Here is a 24,405-nt window from a genome sequence, read left to right as displayed (position 1 = left end):
TCCCAGGAGCTTAGGAGCTTCTCAGATGTTCGACTCCGTGCGCGACGACCTGCGCGCCACCCTCGACGAGATCCGCGCCGCCGGTCTGCACAAGCCCGAGCGCGTGATCGGCACCCCCCAGTCGGCGACGGTGAACGTCACCGCGGGCGGCCGCCCCGGCGAGGTCCTCAACTTCTGCGCCAACAACTACCTCGGCCTCGCCGACCACCCCGAGGTCGTCGCCGCCGCCCACGAGGCGCTGGACCGCTGGGGCTACGGCATGGCCTCCGTCCGCTTCATCTGCGGCACCCAGGAGGTCCACAAGGAGCTGGAGGGCCGGCTCTCCGCGTTCCTCGGCCAGGAGGACACGATCCTCTACTCCTCCTGCTTCGACGCCAACGGCGGCGTCTTCGAGACCCTGCTCGGCCCCGAGGACGCGGTGATCTCCGACGCCCTCAACCACGCCTCGATCATCGACGGCATCCGCCTCAGCAAGGCCAAGCGCCTGCGCTACGCCAACCGCGACATGGCCGACCTGGAGGCCCAGCTCAAGGCGGCCGGCGACGCCCGGCGCAAGCTGATCGTCACCGACGGCGTCTTCTCCATGGACGGCTACGTCGCCCCCCTCGCCGAGATCTGCGACCTCGCCGACCGCTACGACGCCATGGTCATGGTCGACGACTCGCACGCCGTGGGCTTCGTCGGCCCCGGCGGCCGCGGCACCCCCGAGCTGCACGGCGTCATGGACCGCGTCGACATCATCACCGGCACCCTCGGCAAGGCCCTCGGCGGCGCCTCCGGCGGCTACGTCGCCGCCCGCGCGGAGATCGTCGCCCTGCTGCGCCAGCGGTCCCGGCCCTACCTCTTCTCCAACACCCTGGCCCCGGTGATCGCCGCCGCCTCCCTGAAGGTCCTCGACCTGCTGGAGTCCGCCGACGACCTGCGCGTCCGGCTCGCCGAGAACACGGCCCTGTTCCGGAGCCGGATGACCGAGGAGGGCTTCGACATCCTCCCCGGCGACCACGCCATCGCCCCGGTGATGATCGGCGACGCCTCCGAGGCGGGCCGCATGGCCGAGCTGCTCCTCGAGCGCGGCGTCTACGTCATCGGCTTCTCGTACCCGGTCGTGCCGCAGGGCCAGGCCCGCATCCGCGTCCAGCTCTCCGCCGCGCACTCCACGGCCGACGTGAACCGCGCGGTGGACGCCTTCGTCGCGGCCCGGGAGCAGCTCGCCGCGTGAAACGCCGGTGACCTGAGAGAATCGATCCCGTGATCGAAGCGCGGCGGCTGCACATCCTCCGAGCGGTGGCGGACCACCGCACCGTGACGGCGGCTGCCGCCGCGCTGTACCTCACCCCTTCCGCGGTCTCCCAGCAGCTGGCCGCCCTGGAGCAGGAGACCGGCCACCGCCTGGTCGAGCGCGGCGCCAAGGGCGTACGGCTGACCCCGGCGGGCGAGATCCTGCTGAGCCACACCAACGCCGTCCTCGCCCAGCTGGAGCGGGCCGAGGCCGAACTCGCCGCCTACGGCTCGGGCGCCGCCGGCACCGTCACCGTCGCCTCCTTCGCGACCGGCATCGCCCTGGTGGTCGCGCCCGCGCTGGCCCGCCTCGCCGAGACCGCGCCCGGCATCCGCATCCGCGTCCAGGACGCCGAGGGCGACGCCAGCCTGCCGATGGTCCTGGACCGGCAGGTCGACGTGGCCGTCGCCGTCGAGTACCGCGGGGCGCCGCCCGCCGACGACCCGCGGCTGACCCACGTCCCGCTGTACGCCGAGCCCTTCGACGCGGTCGTCCCGGTGGCCCACCGCCTCGCGGGTGCCGACGAGGTCCCGCTCGCGGAGCTGGCCAAGGACCCCTGGATCGGCCCCTACCCGGGCAACCCGTGCCACGACGTCGTCGTGCTGGCCTGCGAGAGCGCCGGGTTCCAGCCCCGCCTGGAGCACTCCTCGGACGACTTCCGCGCGGTGGTCTCGCTCGCCGCGGCCGACGCGGGTGTCGCGCTGGTCCCGCGCTCGGCGCTGCACGGCACCGACCTCACCGGCGTGGTCGTCCGCCCGGTCGACGGGGTCGCGCCCACCCGCCGGGTCTTCGCCGCCGTACGCCGGGGGGCCGAGGAGCACCCGCTGATCCGGCCGGTGCTCGACGCCCTCGGCGAGGTGGCCCGGGCGTGAGGCTCCCGTAACGTGCACGTCTCATATCCGGGATAGCGTCCCTGATATGAGAGACGACGACAGGGGTGACGACGGGGCTCCCGACCTCGTGGACGCCCGGCTCGCCGCCCGCCTCGCCGAACTGCGCGCCGAGCACGGCTGGTCGCTGGGGGAGCTGGCGGAGCGCAGCGGAGTGAGCCGGTCCACGCTGTCCAGGGCCGAGCGCGCGGAGACCAGCCCGACCGCCGCCCAGCTGAACCGCCTCTGCGCGGTCTACGGCCGGACCATGTCGCGGCTGCTCGGCGAGGTCGAGGCGGAGCCCGCGCTGCTGGTACGGGCCGACGAGCAGCCCAGCTGGGAGGACAGGACCGCCGGCTTCGTGCGCCGCTCGGTCTCCCCGCCGCACGCCGGACTGCGCGGCGAACTGGTCGAGGGACGGCTCGCCCCCGGCGCCGACATCGCCTACGACCGGCCGCCCGTCCCCGGCCTGGAACAGCACGTCTGGGTGCTGGGCGGCGCGCTGGCGGTGACGACGCAGGACGTCGCGCACCACCTCGGCACCGGGGACTGCCTGCGGATGCGGGTGTGGGGGCCGACCAGGTTCCGCTGCGCGGGCCCGGAGGAGACGCGCTACGTGCTGGCGGTGGTGCTGCCGTGATCGTCAGCCGAGTCGACGAGCACCGACTGACCGCGCTGCTGGAGGAGTTGGCGGACCTGCTGACCGACGTCGTGGACGGCGGCGCGTCGGTCGGCTTCCTCGCGCCGCTGGAACGCGGCCCGGCGCTCGCGTGGTGGCGGGCCAGGGTCCGCGCGGTGGCCGCCGGGGAGCTGGCCGTCTGGGTGGCGCACGAGGGGGAGCGGGTGTGCGGGACGGTGAGCCTCGCCCTGCCCGACAAGCCCAACAGCCGCCACCGCGCCGAGCTGGTCAAGCTCATGGTGTCCCGGGCCGTCCGGGGCCGGGGCGTGGGGCGGCGGCTGCTGACGGCCGCCGAGGAGTCGGCCGCCGCGGCCGGCCTCACCCTGCTCCACCTGGACACCGAGACCGGCAGTCCCGCCGAACACCTCTACCGCTCCGCCGGGTGGACCCGGGCCGGCACCATCCCCGGCTACGCGGCGGATCCGGGCGGCGAGCTGCGGCCGACGACGCTCTACTACAAGCAGGTCGGCGTCCCCTCCGACGTCGGGTGATTGTCAGTGGGGACGGATAGCGTGCCTGGCATGCCGGACGCCGAAGACGTACGCCGTGTCGCCCTGTCCCTGCCGGACACCACGGAGAAGACCGCCTGGAACATGCCCACGTTCCGGGTCGCGGGGAAGATGTTCGCCACGCTGCCCGAGGACGAGACCTCCATCGCGGTGCGCTGCCCCAAGGAGGAACGCGACGAACTGGTGCTGGCCGAGCCCCGGAAGTTCTGGATCGCCGGTCACGAGGCGCAGTTCGCCTGGGTCCGGGCCCGGCTCGCGGCCCTGGAGGGCGAGGACGAACTGCGCGACATCCTCGCCGACTCCTGGCGCCAGGCGGCCCCCACCCGCCTCCTGGAGGCCCATCCACGACTGGGGCTGCCGGCCGGGGACTAGAAAACCCCTCGGGCGTTGTCGGTGCCCCGTGGCATGATCCGGGGACACGCGTGGCAGCCGGGGCCGGAGGGGGGCTCCGGCTGTCGGACGTACGGCGCGGCCGGGGAGGGGAGCGCGGATGGCCGGGACGGCCTCGCAGTCCACGCACGAGGGGGCGACGGCGGCGCGAGCCGTCTGGTCGCGCGACTTCGCGCTGTTCTTCGCCGCGCGGGCCATCGCCCGGCTGGGCGACACCATGCTGCCCGTCGCGCTCGCCGCCGGTCTGCTTCAGCACGGGTACGGGGCGGGCGCGGTCGGCCTCGCCATGGCCTCGACCGCCGCCGCCTTCGCCGGACTGGTCGTCTTCGGCGGAGTCCTCGCGGACCGCTTCAGCACCCGCAGGCTGATGATCGGCGCGGACCTGGTGCGGCTCGGCACCCAGGCGGCGGCCGCCGTCCTCTTCTTCTCCGGACACGTCGTGCTCTGGCAGATCTGCGCCATCGGGTTCGTCAACGGTGTCGCCAGCGCCGTCTTCCAGCCCGGCGTCGCCAGCACCGTGCCCCGCCTGGCCGCCGACATCCAGGGCGCGAACGGCGCGATACGCGTCGCCGAGTCCGCCGCCCAGCTCGCCGGTCCCGCCGTGGCCGGCCTCCTGGTCGGCTTCGCCTCACCCGGCGGGGTCTTCGCCGCCCACGCCACCACGTACGCGGTCAGCGCCGGGTGCCTGCTGCTGCTGCGGCTGCCCCCGCTCACCCCTGGCCCGGCCGCCGCCGGCCCGCGGACGAAGGCCTTCCGCGCCGACCTCGTCGAGGGCTGGCACGAGTTCCGCTCCCGCCGGTGGCTGTGGGGCGTCATCGCCGTCTGGTGCGTCTACATGATCGCCGTCTGGGGCCCGACCGTCCCCCTCGTGGCCACCGAGGTGGTCCAGGAGCACGGCGCACGCGCCTACGGCCTGGTCAACTCCGCCCTGGGCGCCGGCACCGTCGTCGGCGGCCTCGTCGCGCTGCGGCTGCGGCCCCGCCGCATGCTCCGCGCCGGGGCGATCGCCCTCGTCGGCTTCGCCGCCTTCCCGGCGAGCGTCGGCGCCGGGCTCGACGTCCCCGCGATGGCCGCGGGGGCCGCCGTCGCCGGAGCCGGGATGTCCTTCTGGGGCGTGATGTGGGCGACCAGCGTGCAGACCCAGGTGCCGCCCGACGTGCTCAACCGCATCCACGCCTACGACGTCGCGGGCTCGCTGGCGATGATGCCCGTCGGCCAGGCCCTCGCCGGGCCCGCCGCCTCCGCCCTGGGCGCCGACCACGTGCTGCTCGTCTCCGGCGCGACCAGCTTCGCCGTCTGCGCGGCCCTGCTCCTGATACCGGCGGTGCGCGGCCTGGTACGGGTCGACGCGGCCACGGCCGGCTCTGGAAGGGTGGCGCGCAAGGCCCAGCCGTCCCGGGCCGAGAAGTGCTGACCGCGGTGCCCGCCCCGGAAAAGCGATGCGCGACCACGGGTCCGAGTGCGGTATGGTTTTCCTGCGCGTTCGGCCGGGGGAAACCCCAGGTCAGACGGGCAACGGGACGTGGCGCAGCTTGGTAGCGCACTTGACTGGGGGTCAAGGGGTCGCAGGTTCAAATCCTGTCGTCCCGACACGGCGAAGGGCCTTCGCGGACAGCAGTCCGCGAAGGCCCTCTTCGCGTGCGGGCGAGGTGGCGGCCGCACGCCGCCACCCGCGGCTCAGTCCACGCAGCCCACATGCGCCAGCGCCTGCTTCAGCAGCGCCCCGTGCCCGCCCGGCATCTCGCCGCGCACCGCCTCCGACAGGGCTTCGCGCGGGTCGAACCAGACCAGGTCCAGCGCGTCCTGCCGGGGCCGGCAGTCACCGGTGACCGGCACCACGTAGGCCAGGGAGACCGCGTGCTGCCTGGGGTCGTGGTACGGCGTCACACCGTGCGTCGGGAAGTACTCGGCCACCGTGAACGGCTGGAGCGAGGACGGTACCCGGGGCAGCGCCACCGGGCCCAGGTCCTTCTCCAGGTGGCGCAGGAGCGCGTCCCGGACCCGCTCGTGGTGGAGCACCCGGCCGGAGACCAGCGTCCGGCTGACCGTCCCGTCCGGGCCGATGCGCAGGAGCAGGCCGACGCTGGTGACTTCGCCGCTGTCGTCGACGCGGACGGGCACCGCCTCGACGTACAGGATCGGCATGCGGGCACGTGCCATCTCCAGCTCGTCGGTCGTCAGCCAGCCCGGCGTGGTTTCGGTCATGTCAGACATCGCTTGATCATACTTTCAGCCGTTCCTGCTTCCCGGGCGGCGCTCCGGGACTGTGACCGGTCCCACGCCGCTCAGCCGTCGTCCATCGGGCCCCCGGGCAGCCGGTAGACCCGGCGGGCGTTGTCCCGGCCCGCCCAGCGCGCCAGGCGCAGCGCGTCCGGAAGGGCCAGTTCGTCGGCGTCCAGCCGCTCCTGGAGCAGCTCCGCCAGTCCCCGCCGGAACGCGACCGCCCCGAGGTGATGGAACTCGGCCACACCATAGGCGTCGGAGCTGTACAGCAGCTTCCGGAACGGGGTGATCTCCGTCGCCTCCGCGAGGATCGCGCCCGCCCGCGCGGGGCCGACGTGGTGCAGGGTGAGGCCCACGTCCAGGTACACGCGCTCGAAGACCGCCGAGAGGTACGCCGCCTGGCGCTGGTAGGGCCAGCAGTGCAGCAGCAGGACGGGGATCGTGCCGGCGGTCAGGTGCAGCCAGTCGGTCAGCAGGGCCGGGTCCACGCGGTGCATGCGGATGTCGCTGTCGCCGAACCCGGTGTGCAGTTGCAGCGGCAGCCCCAGGTCCACCGCGGTCCACAGCAGGTGCCGGACGAGCACCGGGTCGTCGAGCCGGCCGCCGCGCGCCAGCCAGCGCCGGGCCGCCCCCGTGACCTCCCCGGCCGGGGGACGGGCCGGGTCCAGGCCGAAACCCGTCCGGTAGGCCGCCACCGACTTGACACCCACCACGCCCGGCCGCCGCACCGCCTCCCACGCGGCCGTGCGGAACGCCTCCGCGTACGCGTCCGGCTCGACACCGCCCGCCGCCACCGCCTCCGCGACCTGCTCGAGTCGCACCACCTCGTACGCCGTGGCGTCCGCCGCGCGCGCCAGCTCGGCCGGCCCGGTCACCCGGTGCGGGGCGTAGCCCGTGTCCACGCAGAACACGCCCGTGCCCGCGGCCCGCAGGAACCGCCGGTTCACCTCGGCCGCGCCCAGTTCGGACCGCCGGGCCAGGTACACGTCTGCGGGCGCGTGGCGCGGCAGGTCCAGCAGGGGAGCGCAGTGACGGCGCACGGCGAGGCCGACGGGGCTGTCGAAGGGGGACACGCCGGGCCAACGCTCGCCCTCGGTGAGGAGGGACTCGAAGCCCTCGCGGTCCAGGTCGCCGGTGACGGCGCCGTGGCAGTGGTGGTCGACCAGCTCCAGCGCGGCGAGGCTCTCGTGGACGGGGCCGCCGGCCATGTCAGTACTTCCAGCGGTAGGCCGCCGCCACCCGGTCGTCGTCGAGCCCGTCGACCGCGTCGATCTCCCCCTGCCGTACGGCGGTCACCGCGTCGGCCAGGACCGGTCCCAGCGCGGTCCGCAGGACGTCGTCCGCGCGGAACGCCGCCACCGACTCGGCGAGGGAGACCGGCAGCCGGCGCACCCCCCGGGCCGCCGCGTCGGCGGGGTCCAGCCGGGCCGGGTCGCCGGTGATCTCCTCGGGGAGCGGCGCTGAGGACGCGAGTCCGTCCAGTCCGGCGGCGATCACCGAGGCGAGCGCGAGATACGGGTTGGCGGCCAGGTCGACCGGCTTCACTTCCAGGTTCGCCGCCCGGCCCTGCTCCCCGGCGCTCCCGGTGACGATCCGCAGGGCCGCCTCCCGGGTCTCCCGGCCCCAGGAGGTGAAGACGCCCGCCCACTGCGAGGGGCGGAGCCGCAGATGGCTGGCCGGGCTCGGCGCGGTCATCGCGGTGAGGGCCGGGAGATGGCCCAGCACCCCGGCGACGAAGGACTCGGCCTCGGCGGTCATGCCGTACCGGCCGGCGCCGCCGGCGTGCAGGTTGGTCCCGTCCCGCCAGGCGGAGAGGTGGATGTGCCCGCCGTTGCCGACGCCTTGCCCGAGGACCGCCGGGGCGAAGGAGACCCGCAGCCCGTGCCGCTGGGCCACGGCCCGGATCGTCTGCCGCACCAGCACGCTGCGGTCGGCCGCCGCCACCGGGTCGAGGGCACCCACCGAGACCTCGAACTGCCCCGCCGCGTACTCGGGATGCAGCTGCTCCACGTCCACGCCCTGGGCCGCGAGCGCCGCCAGCAGGTCGGCCGCGCAGTCGCTGAGCCCGATCTGGCGGGCGGCGCCGTACGCCGGTCCCGACACGGCCGGGACGAAGGCGCCGTCGTCCGCGTCGTCCCGGCCCACCGACCACTCGATCTCGATCGCGGCCTTGAACCGGACGCCGTACCGCTCGGCGGCGTGCGCGACGGTCCGGCGCAGCACGGTGCGCGCGCACGCCGGGTGCGGCCCGCCCTCCTGCGTGATCCGGTCGACGGGCGCCCACGCCCAGCCGGGCTGCGCCGCCAGCAAGGTCAGTCGGTCCAGGTCGGGGTGGAGGCGCAGGTCGCCGTCGGGGGAGCCGAGGACGTCCGTGGCGACGATCGAGTCGTCCGCCAGGAACGTGTCGAACACCGGGGACATGCCCACGCCCCACGCGGCGGCCGAGGCGAGCCGCGCGGTGGGCACGGTCTTCACCCGGGCGATCCCCGCCGTGTCGACGTACGCCAGCACCACACCGTGCACCCCCTGGCCGGACAGCTCACCGCTCAGCGCGGTGGCCCGCTCGGTCTCGCCCGGGCGCCCGCCGGGCACGGGGTCGCTCTCGCTCACGTCTCGGGCTCCTTCGCGCGTGCGCCGTCCACCGCCGACCATTGTGCCGTCCGGTGATCACGCTGTCCGGGTTTCGCCGGATCCGTGCACACGGCGCCGCCCCGCGCCGTGTCGTCGGCGGACGCGGGGCGGGGCGCGGGAGCCGGGGTCAGGTCTCGGGGGTGGGCTGCGGGGAGGGCGTCCCGCCGTCCAGGACGGTCTTCAGGCGGCCGGTGCCCTGCTGCACCCCCTGCTCGACGGCGTCGGCCTGGTCGCCGTCGAGGCCGCCTCCGGTCACGGTCAGGGCGGAGGTGCCGACGCGCACGACGGCCACGTCCAGGCTGAGCGTGGCCGGATCGCCGCCGGTGGAGCCCTGCACGGTCACGCGCAGGCCGGCACGGGCGTCGCCCACCTCGGGCACCGACGCCTCGGTCACCTGGACCGTGCGCTTCTCGCCCTCGGAGTCGGTCGCGGTGAACTGGTCGCACTTCTGGGGCAGGGAGGCCATCCACTCCAGGCGGTCGTCCAGTCCGCCGCGGTCGTAGCCGGCCACCTGGTCCAGGAGACGGGAGTCGCCCTGCTCGAAGCCGGTGACCGCCGACGGCCCCGACGGCTCGCCCAGCAGCTTCTCGCCGTAGAGCCCGTCGAGGAGTTCCTGGCAGTCCGAGGCGTCCGTCTTGGCGGTGAGGAAGTCGGACACGTCGACCTCGCCGACGAGCATCCGGTCGCGCCACTTGTCCGCGTCCTGGACCTGGTTCCAGTCGCCCTCCAGGTCGCCCTCCGTGAGCAGCGCGGCCTTCGCGCCGGACTCGGTGAGGGTGGGGGCGGTCCTGGGGGACCCGGTGGGCTGTGCCGCGACGGACCGCTCGGCGGCCGGGGAGGCCGCCCGTGCCCGTTCCGCGGCGGTGTCCGAGGCCGCGCCCGGCCCGCCGGCGTCGTCCGAGCAGGCCGCGGCGGTCAGCAGCGCGCCCGCCGTCAGTGCGGAGGCCACGAGGCGGGCGGGGCGGGAGGGTCGACGGCTCATCGCGGGATGCCTCCTGGGACGGGAACGGTGTCCTCAGCGCATCACCGCGGCCGCGGGCTCACCAGCGCACGGGGCTGATCGGGTGACGTGACCCGGGGCCGGACGGCCGGGCTCAGCCCGCGCGTTCCAGGGTGTCCTCGGCGACGTCCCCGTCCACCGCCGCGCGCACCAGCGCCGCCGCGAGGACGGCCGGTTCCGTCGTCCCGGCGAGGCCGAGGAGCCGGTCCGGGTCGGACGGCAGGCCGAGGCGTTCCGCGCCCTGGAGGGCCTTGCGGTCCAGGACGGGGCCCGCCTCCGGCCAGACGAGCTGGGCCTCGCGCAGGAAGATGTCCGCCCCGGTCGGCCCCACACCGGGGAACTCCCGGAGCAGCCGCCGTACTTCGGAGCGGTCGCCGTCCGCCTCCTCGCGGAGCCGGCGCAGGTCGCCGCCCCACCGCTCGGTCAGCAGCCGGGCGGCCTCGCCGAGCTGGGTGGCGGTGCGCTCGTCGTAGCGCCGGTAGCCGCCCCGGCCGAGGGCGTCCACCCGCTCCTGCCAGTCGGCGTCGGCCATGCGCCGCGGGTTCCGCAGCCCCGCGTCGTACAGGGCGCGCGCGGTGGCCACCGCGATCGAGCCGCGGATGCGGGCGCTCAGCAGGTGGGAGAGGACCAGCAGCCGGTACAGCGGCTGCGGGGTGTCCCTGAGCCGGATGCCCGCCTCCTCGGCGTACGTCCGCCCGTGCGCGTCGACGAGCGCGCGCACGATCTGCCGTTGGCCGGGGCTCACGACACCCCTAGGGCTTCAGCGGGTCGTGGCCGACCGTCATCAGGCGGTGCCGGAGCGCGGTGTCGTCGGACCGGGGCTCGTTCTCCAGGTCCGCCTGCTCCGTCACGGTGTCCACGACCTCGAGCATCGCGCCCAGGTCGTCCTCCGTGAGGTCGGTGCGCCGCTTCTGGAGGATCGACAGGACGTGCCGGCCGAGCGGCGGTCCCGCGTCGTCCGGCAGCGGCTCGGTCAGCTCACCGGAGTCGAGTATCCGGAGCCAGTCCGCGAGTTCCGCGGAGGTCATGTTCACCACGCGGTGGAAGTCCTCCCACAGCGCGTCGAGTTCGAGGGCGTCGGCCATGAGGTGCCCCTCAGTTCGTCGTGCGTACGTGCGTACGTGCGGGTGCCCGAGGGGTGGAGCGGCAAACGCGCCGCCCGGTCAGCGGGCGAGCACGCCGTCCAGGAAGCGGGTGACGTCGGCGAAGACCTCGGCGCGGTTGGTCTCGTTGAACAGCTCGTGCCGGGCGCCCGGATAGATCCGCTCGGTCAGGTCGCCGCCGCTCAGCGCCTCGACGCCCGGGCGGCTGCCCGGCAGCGGCACCAGGCGGTCGTCGTCCCCGTGCACCCACAGCAGGGGCAGCGGGCCGACGTCGCCCTCCTCGGCCACCTTCCCCAGGGTCCGTACGAACGCCTCCAGGGTCGGCCGCTTCATCGGGCCGTGCCAGACCAGCGGGTCCGCCGCGTACGCCGCGCCGACCGCCGGGTCCCGGGAGAGCGAGGCCGGGCTGATCGGGATGTCGGGGATCTCCGGCAGGGCCAGCAGCCGGCGCGGCAGCTCCCAGTCGCCGATGACCGGCCCGGACAGCACCAGCGCGGTCAGCCCGCCGGGGTGGCGCTGGGCGTAGCGGGAGGCGATCAGGCCGCCCATGGAGTGGCCGATCACGACGAACGGGAGGTCCGGGTGGGCGGCGCGGGCCCGTGCCGCCACGGAGTGCACGTCGGTGACCACGTCCTCGAAGTCCTCGACCAGCACCCGCTCGCCGTCGGACCGGCCGTGTCCGGTGTGGTCGGGACCCCAGACCGCAGCGCCGTGTCCGGCCAGGACACCGGCCACCTCCTCGTAGCGCCCGATGTGCTCGCCGTAGCCGTGCACCAGCAGCGCCACGTACCTCGGCCGGTCGGCGGGCCACTCGCGGGCGGTGATCCGTCCCCGTGTTCCGGTCAGGTCGTGTGCGCGGGCCTCGGCCATGGCTCCTCCGGCTGCGTCGGTGAAGGTGACCGGAGGATCTTCCCAGGGAGCGGTCCGGCGGTCTATAGTCCAAAACTAGCAGTGCTAATTAATGTCGTGTGCCCCTCGTCCGGCGGCGTGCCGTCCGGCGACCGGGCGACGACGGTCAGGAGTCCCTCGTGCGTCCCGTCCACTTCGCGGCCGCCCGCCGCACCCCGATCGGCAAGCTGCGCGGTGCCCTGTCCTCCGTGCGGCCCGACGACCTCGCCGCCGCTGTGATCCGGGGCCTGGTCGCCGACGTGCCCGCGCTCGATCCCGCCCGCGTCGACGACGTGTACTGGGGCGCCGCCAACCAGGCCGGCGAGGACAACCGCAACGTCGCCCGGATGGCCGCCCTCCTCGCGGGCCTGCCCGAGTCCGTCCCCGGCGCCACCGTCAACCGGCTGTGCGCCTCCGGCCTGGAGGCCGTCACCACCGCCGCCCGCACCGTCGCCGCGGGCGAGGCGGACGTCGTGCTCGCGGGCGGCTCCGAGTCGATGAGCCGCGCCCCCTTCGTGCTGCCCCGCCCCGACGAGGCGCTGCCGCACCGCATCGAGACCGTCGACACCCGGCTCGGCTGGCGCCTGGTCAATCCGGCGATGAAGGACCTGCACGGACTGCTGGCGATGGGCGAGACCGCCGAGGAGGTCGCCGGGCGGTACGGCATCGCGCGCGAGCGCCAGGACGAGTTCGCCCTGCGCAGTCACCGGCTCGCCGCCGAGGCCCGCAAGAACGGGTACTTCGACGACGAGATCCTCCCCGTCGAGCGCCCCGACGGCGTGGTCGTCGACGCCGACGAATGCGTCCGCGAGGACACCTCGCTGGAGAAGCTGGGCCGCCTCAAGCCCGTCTTCCGCCCCGGCGGCACGGTCACCGCCGGCAACGCCTCCCCGATGAACGACGGCGCCGCCGGACTCCTGCTGGTCAGCGAGGAGGCCCTGAACGACCTGGGCCTGGAGTCGCTGGGCCGCTACGTCGCCGGCGGCTCGGCCGGCGTCCACCCGGACGTCATGGGCATCGGCCCGGTCCCCGCCACCCGCAAGGTCCTCGCCCGGGCCGGCTGGAGCGTCGACGACCTGGCCGAGGCCGAGTTCAACGAGGCGTTCGCCGCCCAGGCCCTCGCCTGCGTCGACCAGCTCGGCATCGACCCCGGCCTGGTCAACCCCACCGGCGGCGCCATCGCGCTGGGCCACCCGCTCGGCTGCTCCGGCGCCCGCATCCTCACCACCCTGCTCCACCGCATGCGCCGCACGGGAGCGGCCCGCGGGCTGGCCACCATGTGCGTCGGCGTGGGGCAGGGCAGCGCGGTGCTCGTCGAACGGCACTAGGGCCTGTCTGACAATTCCCTCCCCCAGCCTCCGGCCGGGAGGTGCCCCCAGCCCCGCGACGCCATGCACGCACTCTCGCCGCACCGGGCGCAGAGCCAAGTACATCCAGTACGAGGCTCTACGCCCGGCACGGCGAGAGCACGCACCTGACGCCGCGAGGCCGCCCTCCGGGCGACGACGGGAATTGTCAGACAGGCCCTAGCCGCAGGACCGCCGCACCTCTCCGCAGAGCCGCAGCAAGGAACGGAGCAACACCCCATGGCAACCCTCTCCGTCGCCGCCATCCTCGCCGAGAACGCCCGGCGCCGTCCCGACAAGGAGGCGCTGGTCGAGGGCGGCCTGCGGCTCTCCTTCGCCGAGGTGTGGCGGCGGGCGCGGGCGCAGGCCGGCGCGCTGACCGGCCTCGGCGTCCGGCCGGGGGACCGGGTCGCGCTGATGGCGCCGAACACCGCCGACTTCCCGCAGGCGTACTACGCGATCGCCGCCGCCGGTGGCGTCGTCGTGCCCGTGCACCTGCTGCTGTCGGCCGCCGAGGTCGAGCACGTCCTGCGCGACAGCGGCGCCACGCTGCTGCTGTGCCACCCCGCCCAGGCCGAGACGGGCACGGCCGCCGCGCGGGAGACGGGCGTACCGGTGATCACCCTCGGCGACGAGTTCGGCAAGCTCGCCGCCGACGCCGAGCCGCTGCCGACGTACGTCACCCGCGACGCCGACGACCCGGCCGTGGTCTTCTACACCAGCGGCACCACCGGTGTCCCCAAGGGCGCGGTGCTCAGCCACTTCAACCTGGTGATGAACGCGACCGTCAACGCCTTCGACGCCAACGACATCCGGCCCGACGACATCGCGCTCGGCGCGCTGCCGCTGTTCCACGCCTTCGGCCAGACCGTCTCACTCAACTCGACCTGGCGGGCGGGGGCCACCCTCGTCCTGCTGCCCCGCTTCGACGCGGCGCGCGCGATCGAGCTGATGGTCGAGGAGAAGGTCAACACCTTCCACGGGGTGCCGACCATGTTCGTCGCCCTCGCCGCCGCGGCGGGCGACGCCGGTGCCCTGCCGGATCTGCGGGTGTGCGTCTCCGGCGGCGCCTCGCTGCCGGTGGCGGTGCTGGAGCGGTTCGAGGAGGCGTTCGGCGCACGCGTCCACGAGGGGTACGGGCTGTCGGAGACCTCGCCCGCGGCGGCCGTGAACCAGCCCGTGTTCGGCACCAGGCCCGGCACCATCGGCCACCCGCTGTGGGGCGTGGACGTGGAGATCGCCCAGGCGGACGTCGAGGGCAGCGTCGTGCTGCTGCCGCCCGGTGAGCTGGGCGAGGTCGTCGTACGCGGCCACAACGTCTTCTCCGGCTACCTCGGCCGGCCGGAGGCCACCGCCGAGGCGCTGGTCGACGGCTGGTTCCGTACGGGCGACCTCGGCACCAAGGACGACGAGGGCTTCCTGCGCATCGTCGACCGGAAGAAGGACGTCATCATCCGGGGCGGCTACAACGTCTACCCGCGGGAGGTCGAGGAGGTGCTGATGCGCCACCCCGGCATCGCGCACGTCGCCGTCATCGGCCTCCCGGACGAACTCCACGGCGAGGAGGTGTGCGCCGTCGTCGTCCCCGAGCCTGGCGCGACGCCGGACGCGGCCGGGATCACCGAGTGGTCCAAGGGGCACCTCGGCCGGTACAAGTACCCGCGCCGGGTGGAGTTCGCGGACGCGCTGCCGCTCGGGCCGAGCATGAAGGTGCTGAAGCGGGAACTGCGGGCCCGCTACGTGGACCACGCCCCGCGCCGGTGACCGCCCGGCCCGCTAAGGACCGACTGGCGAGACGGTGCTTACGCGGACCGGTTGAGTGCGCATAGCATCAGTGGCCGCAATGGACACCATGACGCTCTGGCACCTCACCGGCTGGGAGTTCGCGGCGCTCGCCTTCGCGGCCCTGCTCGTCGGCTTCTCCAAGACCGCCGTGAGCGGGGCCAACACGGTCAGTCTCGCGATCTTCGCCGCGGTGCTGCCCGCCCGCGCCTCCACCGGCATCCTGCTGCCCGTCCTGATCGCCGGGGACGTCCTGGCCGTCCTCACCTACCGGCGGCACGCGCACTGGCCCACGCTGTGGCGGTTGTTCCCCGCCGTGGCGGTCGGCGTGGCCGTGGGCACCCTGTTCCTGGTGTGGGCGGACGACGCGGTCGTCCGGACGTCGATCGGCGTGATCCTGCTGCTCATGGCCGGGGTGACGGTGTGGCGCAGGAGACAGGCCGACGCGTCCGACCCGCCCGAGGGCGACGGCACGGCCTCGCGGGCCGGCCGGGTCAAGGCCCGTTCGTACGGCGTCCTCGGCGGCTTCACCACGATGGTCGCCAACGCCGGCGGCCCGGTGATGTCGATGTACCTGCTCTCCGCGGGCTTCCGCAAGCTCGGCTTCCTGGGCACGTCGGCGTTCTTCTTCCTGATCGTCAACGTCTCCAAGGTGCCCTTCAGCGCCGGTCTCGGCCTGATCGACGGCCGCTCACTGCTCCTCGACGCCGCGCTGGTCGTCTTCGTGGTGCCCGGCGCGTTCCTCGGCAAGTGGGCGGTGACCCGGATCAACCAGCGCCTGTTCGAGCGTCTGGTGATCGCGGCGACGATCGTGGGTGGTCTGCAGCTCCTGCTGGCGTGAGGCGCCGCGGCAGGCCGTTGCTCAGGTCCTCGACCAGCAGGCGCTTGGCGATCGAATCGACCGCGGCTCGCAGATCCGCGCCCGAGGGCCGGCCGATGTCCTGCTCCACCCGGCGCTCCAGCCAGGTGGCCCACGCCCGCCCGATGACCAGCGCCTCGCGGGCGCCCGCGTCGGTGTGGGAGAGCAGGGAGCCGTGCCGGGTCAGGAAGCCCTCCTCGACCATCCGGTCGAAGACCGGCAGCAGCACCTCGGGCGGGAGCCGGCGGCGGGCGGCGATCAGCCCCAGACTGGCGTGTCCGACCAGGCGGGTGAACAGCTCGACCTGCATCACGGCCCAGGCGCCGGCGACGTCGAGCCGGGTGTCGCTCTCGGCGATGATCCGGCGCGCGGTGTCCAGCTCCGTACCGCCGATGATCTTCCCGACCGAGGCCTCCAGGGTCCGCCTGTTGTCGGCGCCGTGCGGGGACGCGAAGCCCTCGCCCATGTCCGTGGAGCCCGCGCGGGCGCTGTCGCGCAGCTGGACCTGCTTGAGGAACAGGGCCACCAGGAAGCCGACCGCCGCGACCGGCACCGTCCACAGGAACACCGTCTGGATGGTGTCCGCGTACGCCCCGACGATCGGCGCCGACGTCTCGGCGGGCAGGCCGTGCACCCCCTCGGGACTGGTCGCCGCCCGGCCGATCGCCGACGGGTCGGCGCCGCCCGCGCGGGCGGCCTCGGCGACGCCCTCGCGCAGGTTCGGGCCGAGGGCGTTGACGTAGATGGTGCCGAACACCGCGGTGCCGAAGGAACTGCCCAGGGTGCGGAAGAAGGTGACGCCGGAGGTCGCGGTGCCGAGGTCGGCGTAGTCGACGGTGTTCTGCACGGCGATGATCAGCACCTGCATGGACAGGCCGATGCCCGTGCCCAGCACGAACATGTACAGCGACTCCAGGACGGCGCCGGTCGACGGGTCCATCAGCGACATCAGGTACAGGCCGACGCCCATCACCAGCGTGCCCACGATCGGGAACAGCCGGTACCGTCCCGTCCGGCTGACGACGCTGCCGCTGAAGACCGAGGCGATCAGCAGTCCCGCCACCATGGGCAGCGTCCGCACGCCGGAGACGGTCGCCGAGTCGCCGTCGACGTACTGGAGGTAGGTCGGCAGGTAGGTCAGCGCGCCGAGCATCGCGAAGCCGACGATGAAACTGAGCACCGAGCAGACCGTGAACACCGGGTTGGCGAACAGCCGCATCGGCAGCATCGGTTCGGCCGCCCGCAGCTCCACCAGGCAGAACAGCGCGAGCGCGACCAGCCCGCCCGCGAACAGGCCGAGGATCACGCCCGAGCCCCACGCGTACTCGTTGCCGCCCCAGCTGGTCGCCAGGATCAGCGCGCTCGCGCCCACCGCGACCAGCGCGATGCCCAGGTAGTCGATGACGGGCCGGACGGCCGACTTCACCACCGGGATGGTGCGGGCCGCGGCGATCACCACGGCGATCGCGATGGGCACGTTGACGTAGAACGCCCAGCGCCACGAGAGGTGGTCGGTGAACAGACCGCCCAGCAGGGGGCCGATGACCGTCGAGACCCCGAACACCGCGCCGATGGCGCCCTGGTACTTGCCGCGCTCCCGCAGCGGGATCACGTCCGCGATCAGCGCCATCGCCGTCACCATCAGGCCGCCCGCGCCGATGCCCTGCATCGCCCGCCACGTGATCAGCAGCGGCATGCTGGTCGCCAGTCCGCACAGGAACGACCCGGTGATGAAGACGACCGCCGAGACCTGGAAGACCACCTTGCGGCCGAACAGGTCGCCGAACTTGCCGACCAGCACCGTCGCCACGGTCTCCGCGAGCAGGTACGCCGTCACCACCCACGACATGTGGGAGGCGCCGCCCAGGTCCGACACGATGGTCGGCAGCGCGGTGCCGACGATCGTCTGGTCCAGGGCCGCCAGCAGCAGCCCGAGCATGATCGTGACGAAGACGACGTTGCGCCGCCGCCGGTCCAGGACGGGCGGCTGTGCGGCGGCGGTCCGTGGTGCTTCCTCGGCGACTGTCACGAGGTCACGATCACACCCGTGCAGCGGCCACGCATGTGGGGACGGTCCGCCCGGGTGCGCCGGAGCCTAGGCTCCGGGGCGCCGCCGCAGCAGGTACGTGTCCATGATCCAGCCCTTGCGCTCCCGCGCCTCGGCGCGCAGCCGCTCGATGCGCGGACCGGCCTCGGCGATCGGACCCGAGTCGAGGATCTCGTCCGGGGTGCCCAGGTAGGCGCCCCAGTAGATGTCGAGGTCCTGGTCCGCGTACCGCCGGAAGGTCTGGTGGGCGTCCAGCATCACCACGACGTCGTCGACGCCCTCGGGGAACCCCTCCGCCAGCCGCCGCCCGGTGGTGATCTGCACCGGCCGCGCCACCCGGTTCAGCCCCGTCCGGTGCCGGGCGGCCAGTGACGAGACGCTGCTGATGCCGGGCACCACGTCGTACTCGAAGGCCACCGTGCCGCGCCCCAGGACCTCCTCCAGGATGCCCAGCGTGCTGTCGTACAGCGACGGGTCGCCCCACACCAGGAACGCGCCGCTCTCGTCCTCGCCCAGCTCCTCGGCGATCAGCCGTTCGTAGATGCCGGCGCGGGCCAGCCGCCAGTCCTCGACGGCCGGGGAGTACGCCGCGCCCTCCGCGCTCCGGTCCCGCTCCGGGTCGCGGGCCTCGACGACCCGGTACGTGCCCTCCGGTACGTGCGTCTCCAGCATGTCCCGGCGCAGCCGCACCAGGTCGTCCTTCACCTCGCCCTTGCCCAGGACGAAGAACACGTCCGTGCTCCGCAGCGCCCTGACCGCCTGCAGGGTCAGCTGGTCGGGGTCGCCCGCACCGATACCGATCACATGAATCTTCCGCACCCCACGAGTCTGCCGTACGCCGACGGCAGCCCCCGGACCGGGCCGCCTGCCCGGCCCGTGCGGCTCAGCCCCGCAGCCGCGGCGCCCGCGCCCCCGCGTCCACGGACGCGCCGCCCTCCACGTCCCCCGCCAGCTCCACGGCCCACCCGGCGACCGCGCCGAGATCCACCCCGTACGGCCGTTGCCGTCCGGCGTCCGACGCCGCCCACTCCGTCACGGCGCCCGCCCCGCGCCGCAGCAGCCTGGCCCCGCCGGTGCCGTTGCCGCGGGCCGCGTGCGTGAGGCCCACCGCGAGCTGGGCCATCCCGCGCCACAGCTGCCGCTCCTCCTCGGGGCCCGACTTCCAGGCGTCCTCGAAGACCTCGTGCGCGTGGAACGGCTTCCCCTCGTCCAGCAGCCGCTGCGCCTCGGCGACCGTCGCGTCCGGCGCCCGTACGACGCCCTCCGGCTGGCGGGCGACGCCGTCCGCGCCGTACGGCAGCGGGCGCCCCAGCCCGTCGCGCGGCCGGGCGTTGCGCGCCCGCCCCTCCTCGTCCCGGTCGCGGGCGTCGGCCGGGCGGTCCGATGCTGTGCTGTCCATACGGCCGATTGTCCCCCCGCCCGTCCCGCTTAGGCGTGGCCCGGTGGGTGCGGTAAGGTGCTGTCGCGTGATCGCGCGGTCGCACCGCGCGTGGGCACCGGGACGTGGCGCAGCTTGGTAGCGCACTTGACTGGGGGTCAAGGGGTCGCAGGTTCAAATCCTGTCGTCCCGACGGTGACCGAAGAAGGACCTCCGCGGGTATGGGCCCGCGGAGGTCCTTCTCACATTCCCGGCCGCCGCGGCCGCGGGAGCGCCGGGTCAGACCTGGTAGCGCTCCGCCGCGAACAGCTCCAGGTGCTCCTTCACCCACGCCGACGTCCGGCGCAGCCCGTCCGCCAGGCCGACCTGCGGCTCCCAGCCCGCCCACCGGCGGGCGCGGGAGTTGTCGGACAGGAGACGCTGGACCTCGCTGCCGCTCGGGCGCAGCCGGGCGGGATCCACGACGATCTCCGCGTCGCTGCCCGCGGCGACGGTGAGGGCCTGCGCCAGGTCCCCGATGGATATCTCCCGGCCCGAGCCGAGGTTGACCACCTGCCCGAGAGCCCGGTCGCAGTCGGCCATCGCCAGGAAGCCCCGCGCCGTGTCGGTGACGTAGGTGAAGTCCCGGGTGGGCGTGAGCGAGCCGAGCCTGATCGTGCGGGCCCCGGAGTGCAGTTGGGCGAGGATCGCGGGGATCACCGCGCGGGCGGACTGCCGGGGGCCGTAGGTGTTGAAGGGGCGCACCACGGTGACCGGCAGTTCGAAGGCGTGCCAGTGGGACAGCGCCATCATGTCGGCGCCGATCTTGGACGCGGAGTACGGCGACTGCGGCTGCAACGGGTGGCTCTCGCTGATCGGCGCCGTCCGGGCGGTGCCGTACACCTCGCTGGTGGAGGTGTGCACCAGGCGGCGCACCCGGTGGCGCCGGCAGGCCTCGGCGATGTTCTCGGTGCCGACGACGTTCGTCTGGACGTAGGCGCCGGGCGAGTCGTAGCTGTACGGGATGCCGATCAGTGCGGCGAGGTGGAAGACGGTGTCGCAGCCGTCGACGGCGTCCATCACGCGGCCGGCGTCGCGGACGTCGCCGGTGACCGTCGTGACCAGCGGGTGGCCGAGGAGGTGGGCGAGGTGGCCCTTCTCGGCGTACGGCTTGTAGTGCGTGAACGCCCGGACCCGGGCGCCGCGGGCGACGAGCAGGTCGACCAGGGCCGAGCCGATGAAACCCTCGGCTCCGGTGACCAGGACCTCGCGGCCGGTCCAGTCGGGGGTGTGGTTCACGGGGTGCGCTCCAAGGGGTCGAAGGCCGGCAGGGGGTGGCCGGCGAGGCGCAGTACCTCGGCGGCGAGCAGGTCGGCGGCGTACGCGTGCGGGCCGGGGTCGGCGGCCGACCCCATCGCCGCGAGCCGGGCGGGATCGGCCAGCAGCGGTCCGATCAGTTCGGCCAGCCGCGCCGCCGAGGTCTCGGCGTCGGACAGCAGCAGGCCGGCCCCGGCGTCGGTCAGCACCCGCGCGTTGTGGGTCTGGTGGTCGCCGGGCGCGTGCGGGTAGGGCACGAGCACCGCGGGCACGCCGGTGCTGGCGAGTTCGGCGACCGTCGCCGAACCGGCCCGGCAGACCACCAGGTCCGCGGCGGCGTACACCTGGTCCATGTGGTCCAGGTACGGCACCACGCGGGCCACCTCGCTGCCCGCGAGCCGGAACCGGGCCTCTTCCAGCGCGTCCGGCCCGGTCTTGATCAGCAGGTGCACGTCCGTGCGGTGGCGCCAGCGCCGGGCCAGCTCGGTCGCGGCCTCGGTGAGCCGCGCGGCGCCCAGGCTGCCGCCGTTGAAGACGACGAGCCGCGCCCCGTCCGGCACCCCCAGCGCCCGCCGTGCCTCGGGGCGCCGGGCGGCGCGGTCCAGCCCGGCGAGGGCCGCCGCGATGGGCATGCCGACGACACGGGCGTTCTCGCCGCCGGCCAGGCCCGAGCGGGAACGGTCGAAGGCGACCGTGACGTGCGGGGTGAGCCGGGCGGCGAAACGGTTGGCGCGGCCCGGTACGGCGTTGGACTCGTGGATCAGGCTCGGCAGGCCCGACCAGCGGGCACCGAGGATCACCGGGGCGCTCGGATAGCCGCCCATGCCGACCGCCACCTGGGCCCGCTGCTCGCGCAGCACCGTCCGGCACTGCCCGGCGGACCGCACCAGCGCCGAGGGCAGCAGGTAGCGCCGGGCGCCGAGGCTCGGATCGAAGGGGATCATGTCGACGGTGTGCAGCCGGTAACCGGCCTGCGGGACGAGCCGGGTCTCCAGGCCCCGGGTGGTGCCGACGAAGGAGATCTCCGCGGCCGGTACGGCGCGGCGCAGCGCGTCGGCGAGGGCGAGACCGGGGTAGATGTGCCCACCGGTACCGCCCGCGCCGATCACCACGGACAGCCGGGGCGGAGGACTGTGAGGTCCGGCGGGCGGCACGTGGGCCGGGCCGGAGGAGGATCCGAACATGGCCGCCACGGTCACAAGCCGGCCTAAGAAGGTTTTAAGACACTCCTTTGGCAGGCTGGGCGCGTGCTGAGAAGAATTCTGGTGGTCGACGACGAGCCCGAGGTGCGGGCCGCCGTCGAGGACGGCCTCACCGTCGAGGGCTACGCCGTGCGGGGCGCCGCCGACGGCCTCGCGGCCCTCTCCGAGGTCGCCGCCTGGCAGCCGGACGCCGTGGTCGTCGACGTGATGATGCCGGTACTGGACGGCCTGGCGTTCTGCCGCCGCCTGCGCGGCGTCGGCGACCGGACCCCGGTGCTGGTGCTGACCGCGCTGGACTCGGTGAGCGAACGCGTCGACGGCCTGGACGCCGGCGCCGACGACTACCTGGTCAAGCCGTTCGCGCTGGACGAGCTGACCGCCCGGGTGCGGGCCCTGCTGCGCCGGGCGGACACCGGCGCCCAGCAGCCGGCCGGCCTCCTGTCGTACGCCGACCTGGTGGTGGACCCGGAGACCCGGACCGGACGGCGCGGCGAGCGGGCCATCGAGTTCAGCCGGACCGAGTGCGCGCTGCTGGAGCAGCTGCTGCTCCACCCCGGGCAGGTCCTCACCCGGGAGACCCTCTTCGAACGGGTCTGGGGACACGACTTCGGCCCCGGCTCCAACTCGCTCGCCGTCTACGTCGGTTACCTGCGCCGCAAGCTGGAGGCGGAGGGCGAGCCGCGTCTCGTGCACACCGTGCACGGGGTCGGCTACCGCCTGGGCGCGGCGTGAACGGGCCGTGGCGCCTCCTGCCGCGCCCGCGCCGGCTGCGCTCCCGGCTGGCACTGGCGGCGTCGGCGGCCGTCGTCCTCGTGACCGTAGGCGTGTGCACGGCCGCCTTCTTCGTCCTGCGCTACAAGCTCTACCAGCAGGTCGACCAGAACCTCGCCCAGTCGGCCACCCTCGTCGCCCAGCAGAGCCGGGAGGCCGGGCCCACCGTGCACCGCGGCGAGTGCCGCTTCCTGGGCGCTCCCGCCTGTGCCCAGACCGTGCCGCCCGATCCGGCCGACGACCCGGCCGAGCCGTACGTCCTGCCCGTGTCCCCGGCCGTCCGCGAGGTGGCGGCCGGCCGCCACGCGCCCTACTACCGGAACATCACCGTCGACGGGCACCCCGCGCGCATGCTGACCACCACGTTCGGCGACGGCACCGCCGTCCAGGTCGCGCTCCGCTCCGACGTGGCCGAGCGCGGCGTGCACCAGGCCGCGTGGCTGCTCGGCGGCATCGGCGCGGCGGGCGTGGTCGTCGCCGGACTGCTCGGCTACGCCGTCTCCCGGACCGGCCTCGCCCCCGTCACCCGGCTCACGGCCACGGCGGAGCGGGTCGCCGCCACCCGCGACCCGCGCCACCGCATCGACCTGCCCGCCGGTCCGGGACCCGGCCGGCACCGGGACGACGAGATCACCCGGCTCGCGACGACCTTCAACACGATGCTCGACGAGCTGGAGCGGTCGGTGACGGCACAGCGCCGGCTGATCGCCGACGCCTCGCACGAGCTGCGCACCCCGCTGACCGCGTTGCGCACCAACGCGGAACTCCTCACCCGCGCCGACCGCCTGCCCGCCGACCGGCGCGAACGGGCGGCCGGCGCCCTGGTCCGGCAACTGGAGGACGTCACCACCCTGGTGAACGACCTCATCGAGCTGGCCCGGGACGAGGAACCGCAGCCGCTCCTCGAACAGATCGACCTCGCCGCGCTCACCCGGCACGCCCTGACCCGCGCCCGCGAACGCTGGCCCGGCATCACCTTCACCCTGGACGTCACCGACCGCGCGGCCGGCCTGCTGCGCCCCGGCATCCCGGCCCGGCTGGCCCGGCTGCTCGGCAACCTGCTGGACAACGCGGCCAAGTTCAGCCCGCCCGGCGGCACGGTCGAGGTCGCCCTGACCGAACGGGAGCTGACCGTGCGCGATCACGGCCCCGGCATCGCCGGCCAGGACCTGCCGCACATCTTCGACCGCTTCTACCGGGCACCCTCCGCCCGCGCGCTGCCCGGTTCGGGCCTCGGACTGGCCATGGCCCGCCAGATCGCCCGCACCCACGGCGCCGAACTCACCGCCGAACGCGCCCCCGGCGCGGGGGCGTTGTTCCGGCTCAGCTTCTGAGACCGGCCCACGCGCCCGCGTCAGACGTCAGGTCCTGACCAGCAGCTGGAAGTCGAAGGCGTACCGGGACGCGCGGTAGACGTGCGTCCCGTACTCGACCGGGCGCCCGGTGTCGTCGTACGCGGTGCGCCGCATGGTCAGCAGCGCGGCGCCCTCCCGCTCGTCGAGGCGCTCGGCCTCCTCGCGGGTGGCGATGCGGGCGCCGACGGTCTGGCGGGCGCTGTGCAGGGTGATCCCGGACGCGCGCATCAGCCGGTACAGGCCGGTCGACTCCAGCCGTGTGGCGTCGAGTTCCAGCAGCCCCGCCGGAAGGTAGTTGCACAGCAGCGCCACCGGCTGGCCGTGGGTGAGGCGCAGCCGCTCCAGGACGGTGACCTCGTCGCCCTCCGCGACGCCGAGCGCCGCCGCCGCCTCGGCGGGGGCCGGGACGCCCTCGTTGCGCACCACCACGGTGCCGGGACCCTGCCCGGCCGCCTCCAGGTCGTCGTACAGGCTGCTCAGCTCCAGCGGGCGCTTGACCTGGCTGTGCACCACCTGGGTGCCGACGCCGCGCCGCCGGACCAGCAGGCCCTTGTCGACCAGGGACTGGATGGCCTGCCGGACGGTCGGCCGGGACAGGCCCAGCCGGACCGAGAGATCGACCTCGTTGCCCAGCAGGTTCCCCGGCGCGAGGACCCCGTGCTCTATCGCCCCCTCCAGCTGCTGGGCCAGCTGGTAGTAGAGCGGCACGGGACTGCTCCGGTCGAGGGCGAAGTCCAGGGTGCTCAGCGCGGGGGCGGTCACGGCACGTGCCCGGTCGCCGGTCTTCGCCATGGACGT

The 24,405-nt window shown here is 74.4% G+C and carries 24 protein-coding genes and 2 tRNA genes; 13 read left to right on the top strand and 13 right to left on the bottom strand.

The features are described from left to right. Positions 1 to 25: 25 nt before the first annotated feature. The 7 genes from ACZ67M_RS06505 to ACZ67M_RS06475 all read left to right on the top strand — a co-directional run bounded on the left by ACZ67M_RS06505 (position 26) and on the right by ACZ67M_RS06475 (position 5,316). The gene (locus ACZ67M_RS06505; RefSeq protein ID WP_361367716.1) at positions 26 to 1,219 is read left to right on the top strand and encodes a glycine C-acetyltransferase; all 1,194 of its coding nucleotides are present in this window, start codon (positions 26 to 28) and stop codon (positions 1,217 to 1,219) included. 29 nt (positions 1,220 to 1,248) lie between these two features. Next, positions 1,249 to 2,151: a LysR family transcriptional regulator gene (locus tag ACZ67M_RS06500; RefSeq protein ID WP_355831418.1), complete on the top strand. Its 903-nt coding sequence runs from the start codon at positions 1,249 to 1,251 to the stop codon at positions 2,149 to 2,151. A gap of 46 nt (positions 2,152 to 2,197) precedes the next feature. Beyond that, positions 2,198 to 2,788, top strand: a complete 591-nt coding sequence (locus ACZ67M_RS06495; RefSeq protein WP_469849810.1) for a helix-turn-helix domain-containing protein — start codon at positions 2,198 to 2,200, stop codon at positions 2,786 to 2,788. Then, positions 2,785 to 3,318: a GNAT family N-acetyltransferase gene (locus tag ACZ67M_RS06490; RefSeq protein ID WP_469849808.1), complete on the top strand. Its 534-nt coding sequence runs from the start codon at positions 2,785 to 2,787 to the stop codon at positions 3,316 to 3,318. Before ACZ67M_RS06495 ends, ACZ67M_RS06490 begins: the two co-directional genes overlap by 4 nt. 30 nt (positions 3,319 to 3,348) lie before the next feature. Then, positions 3,349 to 3,708, top strand: coding sequence for an MmcQ/YjbR family DNA-binding protein (locus tag ACZ67M_RS06485; RefSeq protein ID WP_361367724.1), 360 nt, complete (start codon positions 3,349 to 3,351; stop codon positions 3,706 to 3,708). A gap of 118 nt (positions 3,709 to 3,826) precedes the next feature. Beyond that, entirely contained in the window at positions 3,827 to 5,140 is a 1,314-nt protein-coding gene (locus ACZ67M_RS06480; RefSeq protein ID WP_392017782.1) for an MFS transporter, read from the top strand. Positions 5,141 to 5,242: 102 nt separating this feature from the next. After that, a tRNA-Pro gene (locus ACZ67M_RS06475) sits at positions 5,243 to 5,316 on the top strand. A gap of 87 nt (positions 5,317 to 5,403) precedes the next feature. On the opposite strand, the gene ACZ67M_RS06470 is transcribed toward ACZ67M_RS06475, so the two are convergent. The 7 genes from ACZ67M_RS06470 to ACZ67M_RS06440 form a co-directional block, all read right to left on the bottom strand. Next, positions 5,404 to 5,931 (bottom strand): NUDIX hydrolase family protein, encoded by a 528-nt coding sequence (locus ACZ67M_RS06470; protein ID WP_064730871.1) that lies wholly within the window; start codon positions 5,929 to 5,931, stop codon positions 5,404 to 5,406. A gap of 80 nt (positions 5,932 to 6,011) precedes the next feature. Further along, complete coding sequence (locus ACZ67M_RS06465; protein WP_385798352.1) at positions 6,012 to 7,157, bottom strand: amidohydrolase family protein; 1,146 nt, start codon at positions 7,155 to 7,157, stop codon at positions 6,012 to 6,014. Position 7,158: 1 nt separating this feature from the next. Next, positions 7,159 to 8,559, bottom strand: coding sequence for a type I glutamate--ammonia ligase (locus ACZ67M_RS06460; RefSeq protein ID WP_469849806.1), 1,401 nt, complete (start codon positions 8,557 to 8,559; stop codon positions 7,159 to 7,161). 148 nt (positions 8,560 to 8,707) lie between these two features. After that, positions 8,708 to 9,562, bottom strand: coding sequence for a hypothetical protein (locus tag ACZ67M_RS06455; protein WP_469849805.1), 855 nt, complete (start codon positions 9,560 to 9,562; stop codon positions 8,708 to 8,710). A 112-nt stretch (positions 9,563 to 9,674) separates the two neighbouring features. Continuing rightward, a complete protein-coding gene (locus ACZ67M_RS06450) occupies positions 9,675 to 10,325 on the bottom strand; it encodes an HhH-GDP family DNA glycosylase (RefSeq protein WP_392017790.1) in 651 nt (216 codons plus the stop codon). A 7-nt stretch (positions 10,326 to 10,332) separates the two neighbouring features. Beyond that, positions 10,333 to 10,665 carry a DUF3140 domain-containing protein gene (locus ACZ67M_RS06445; RefSeq protein WP_385798345.1) on the bottom strand — a complete coding sequence of 111 codons (333 nt, stop codon included), beginning with the start codon at positions 10,663 to 10,665 and terminating at the stop codon, positions 10,333 to 10,335. Positions 10,666 to 10,743: 78 nt separating this feature from the next. Then, positions 10,744 to 11,553 carry an alpha/beta hydrolase gene (locus ACZ67M_RS06440; protein WP_469849803.1) on the bottom strand — a complete coding sequence of 270 codons (810 nt, stop codon included), beginning with the start codon at positions 11,551 to 11,553 and terminating at the stop codon, positions 10,744 to 10,746. 158 nt (positions 11,554 to 11,711) lie between these two features. Between ACZ67M_RS06440 and ACZ67M_RS06435 the strand changes: the two genes are divergently transcribed. From ACZ67M_RS06435 to ACZ67M_RS06425, 3 genes are all read left to right on the top strand, one after another. Further along, positions 11,712 to 12,899, top strand: a complete 1,188-nt coding sequence (locus ACZ67M_RS06435; protein ID WP_122616439.1) for a thiolase family protein — start codon at positions 11,712 to 11,714, stop codon at positions 12,897 to 12,899. A gap of 258 nt (positions 12,900 to 13,157) precedes the next feature. Further along, entirely contained in the window at positions 13,158 to 14,681 is a 1,524-nt protein-coding gene (locus tag ACZ67M_RS06430; protein ID WP_392105173.1) for a long-chain-fatty-acid--CoA ligase, read from the top strand. Between the two features lie 79 nt (positions 14,682 to 14,760). Continuing rightward, positions 14,761 to 15,540: a sulfite exporter TauE/SafE family protein gene (locus tag ACZ67M_RS06425; protein WP_361367752.1), complete on the top strand. Its 780-nt coding sequence runs from the start codon at positions 14,761 to 14,763 to the stop codon at positions 15,538 to 15,540. Here the strand turns inward: ACZ67M_RS06425 and ACZ67M_RS06420 are convergent. From ACZ67M_RS06420 to ACZ67M_RS06410, 3 genes are all read right to left on the bottom strand, one after another. Next, a complete protein-coding gene (locus tag ACZ67M_RS06420; protein WP_467324517.1) occupies positions 15,467 to 17,587 on the bottom strand; it encodes an MDR family MFS transporter in 2,121 nt (706 codons plus the stop codon). The two genes, ACZ67M_RS06425 and ACZ67M_RS06420, sit on opposite strands and share 74 nt — an antisense overlap. A gap of 66 nt (positions 17,588 to 17,653) precedes the next feature. Further along, positions 17,654 to 18,424 carry a precorrin-6A synthase (deacetylating) gene (gene cobF, locus ACZ67M_RS06415; protein WP_469849800.1) on the bottom strand — a complete coding sequence of 257 codons (771 nt, stop codon included), beginning with the start codon at positions 18,422 to 18,424 and terminating at the stop codon, positions 17,654 to 17,656. Between the two features lie 64 nt (positions 18,425 to 18,488). Then, a complete protein-coding gene (locus ACZ67M_RS06410) occupies positions 18,489 to 19,004 on the bottom strand; it encodes a DUF309 domain-containing protein (RefSeq protein WP_392017802.1) in 516 nt (171 codons plus the stop codon). Positions 19,005 to 19,102: 98 nt separating this feature from the next. On the opposite strand from ACZ67M_RS06410, the gene ACZ67M_RS06405 reads away from it, so the two are divergent. Next, positions 19,103 to 19,176: transfer RNA gene (locus ACZ67M_RS06405), tRNA-Pro, on the top strand. An 86-nt stretch (positions 19,177 to 19,262) separates the two neighbouring features. On the opposite strand, the gene ACZ67M_RS06400 is transcribed toward ACZ67M_RS06405, so the two are convergent. Together ACZ67M_RS06400 and ACZ67M_RS06395 are read right to left on the bottom strand one after the other, a co-directional pair. Further along, positions 19,263 to 20,261 (bottom strand): GDP-mannose 4,6-dehydratase, encoded by a 999-nt coding sequence (locus tag ACZ67M_RS06400; RefSeq protein ID WP_361367763.1) that lies wholly within the window; start codon positions 20,259 to 20,261, stop codon positions 19,263 to 19,265. Next, entirely contained in the window at positions 20,258 to 21,388 is a 1,131-nt protein-coding gene (locus ACZ67M_RS06395; RefSeq protein WP_385798454.1) for a UDP-N-acetylglucosamine--N-acetylmuramyl-(pentapeptide) pyrophosphoryl-undecaprenol N-acetylglucosamine transferase, read from the bottom strand. The genes ACZ67M_RS06400 and ACZ67M_RS06395 overlap by 4 nt, the downstream gene beginning before the upstream one ends. Positions 21,389 to 21,526: 138 nt before the next feature. Here ACZ67M_RS06395 and ACZ67M_RS06390 point away from each other — a divergent pair, with 138 nt between their 5' ends. Continuing rightward, positions 21,527 to 22,213, top strand: a complete 687-nt coding sequence (locus tag ACZ67M_RS06390; protein WP_385798336.1) for a response regulator transcription factor — start codon at positions 21,527 to 21,529, stop codon at positions 22,211 to 22,213. Continuing rightward, positions 22,210 to 23,586: a sensor histidine kinase gene (locus tag ACZ67M_RS06385; protein WP_469849798.1), complete on the top strand. Its 1,377-nt coding sequence runs from the start codon at positions 22,210 to 22,212 to the stop codon at positions 23,584 to 23,586. The genes ACZ67M_RS06390 and ACZ67M_RS06385 overlap by 4 nt, the downstream gene beginning before the upstream one ends. Positions 23,587 to 23,613: 27 nt before the next feature. Here the strand turns inward: ACZ67M_RS06385 and ACZ67M_RS06380 are convergent, their stop codons facing one another. Next, entirely contained in the window at positions 23,614 to 24,399 is a 786-nt protein-coding gene (locus ACZ67M_RS06380) for a GntR family transcriptional regulator (protein ID WP_385798332.1), read from the bottom strand. Positions 24,400 to 24,405: the final 6 nt, after the last annotated feature.

Source organism: Streptomyces sp. NPDC107500 (genome assembly GCF_055582785.1).
This window is presented reverse-complemented; position numbering and strand designations above follow the sequence as displayed.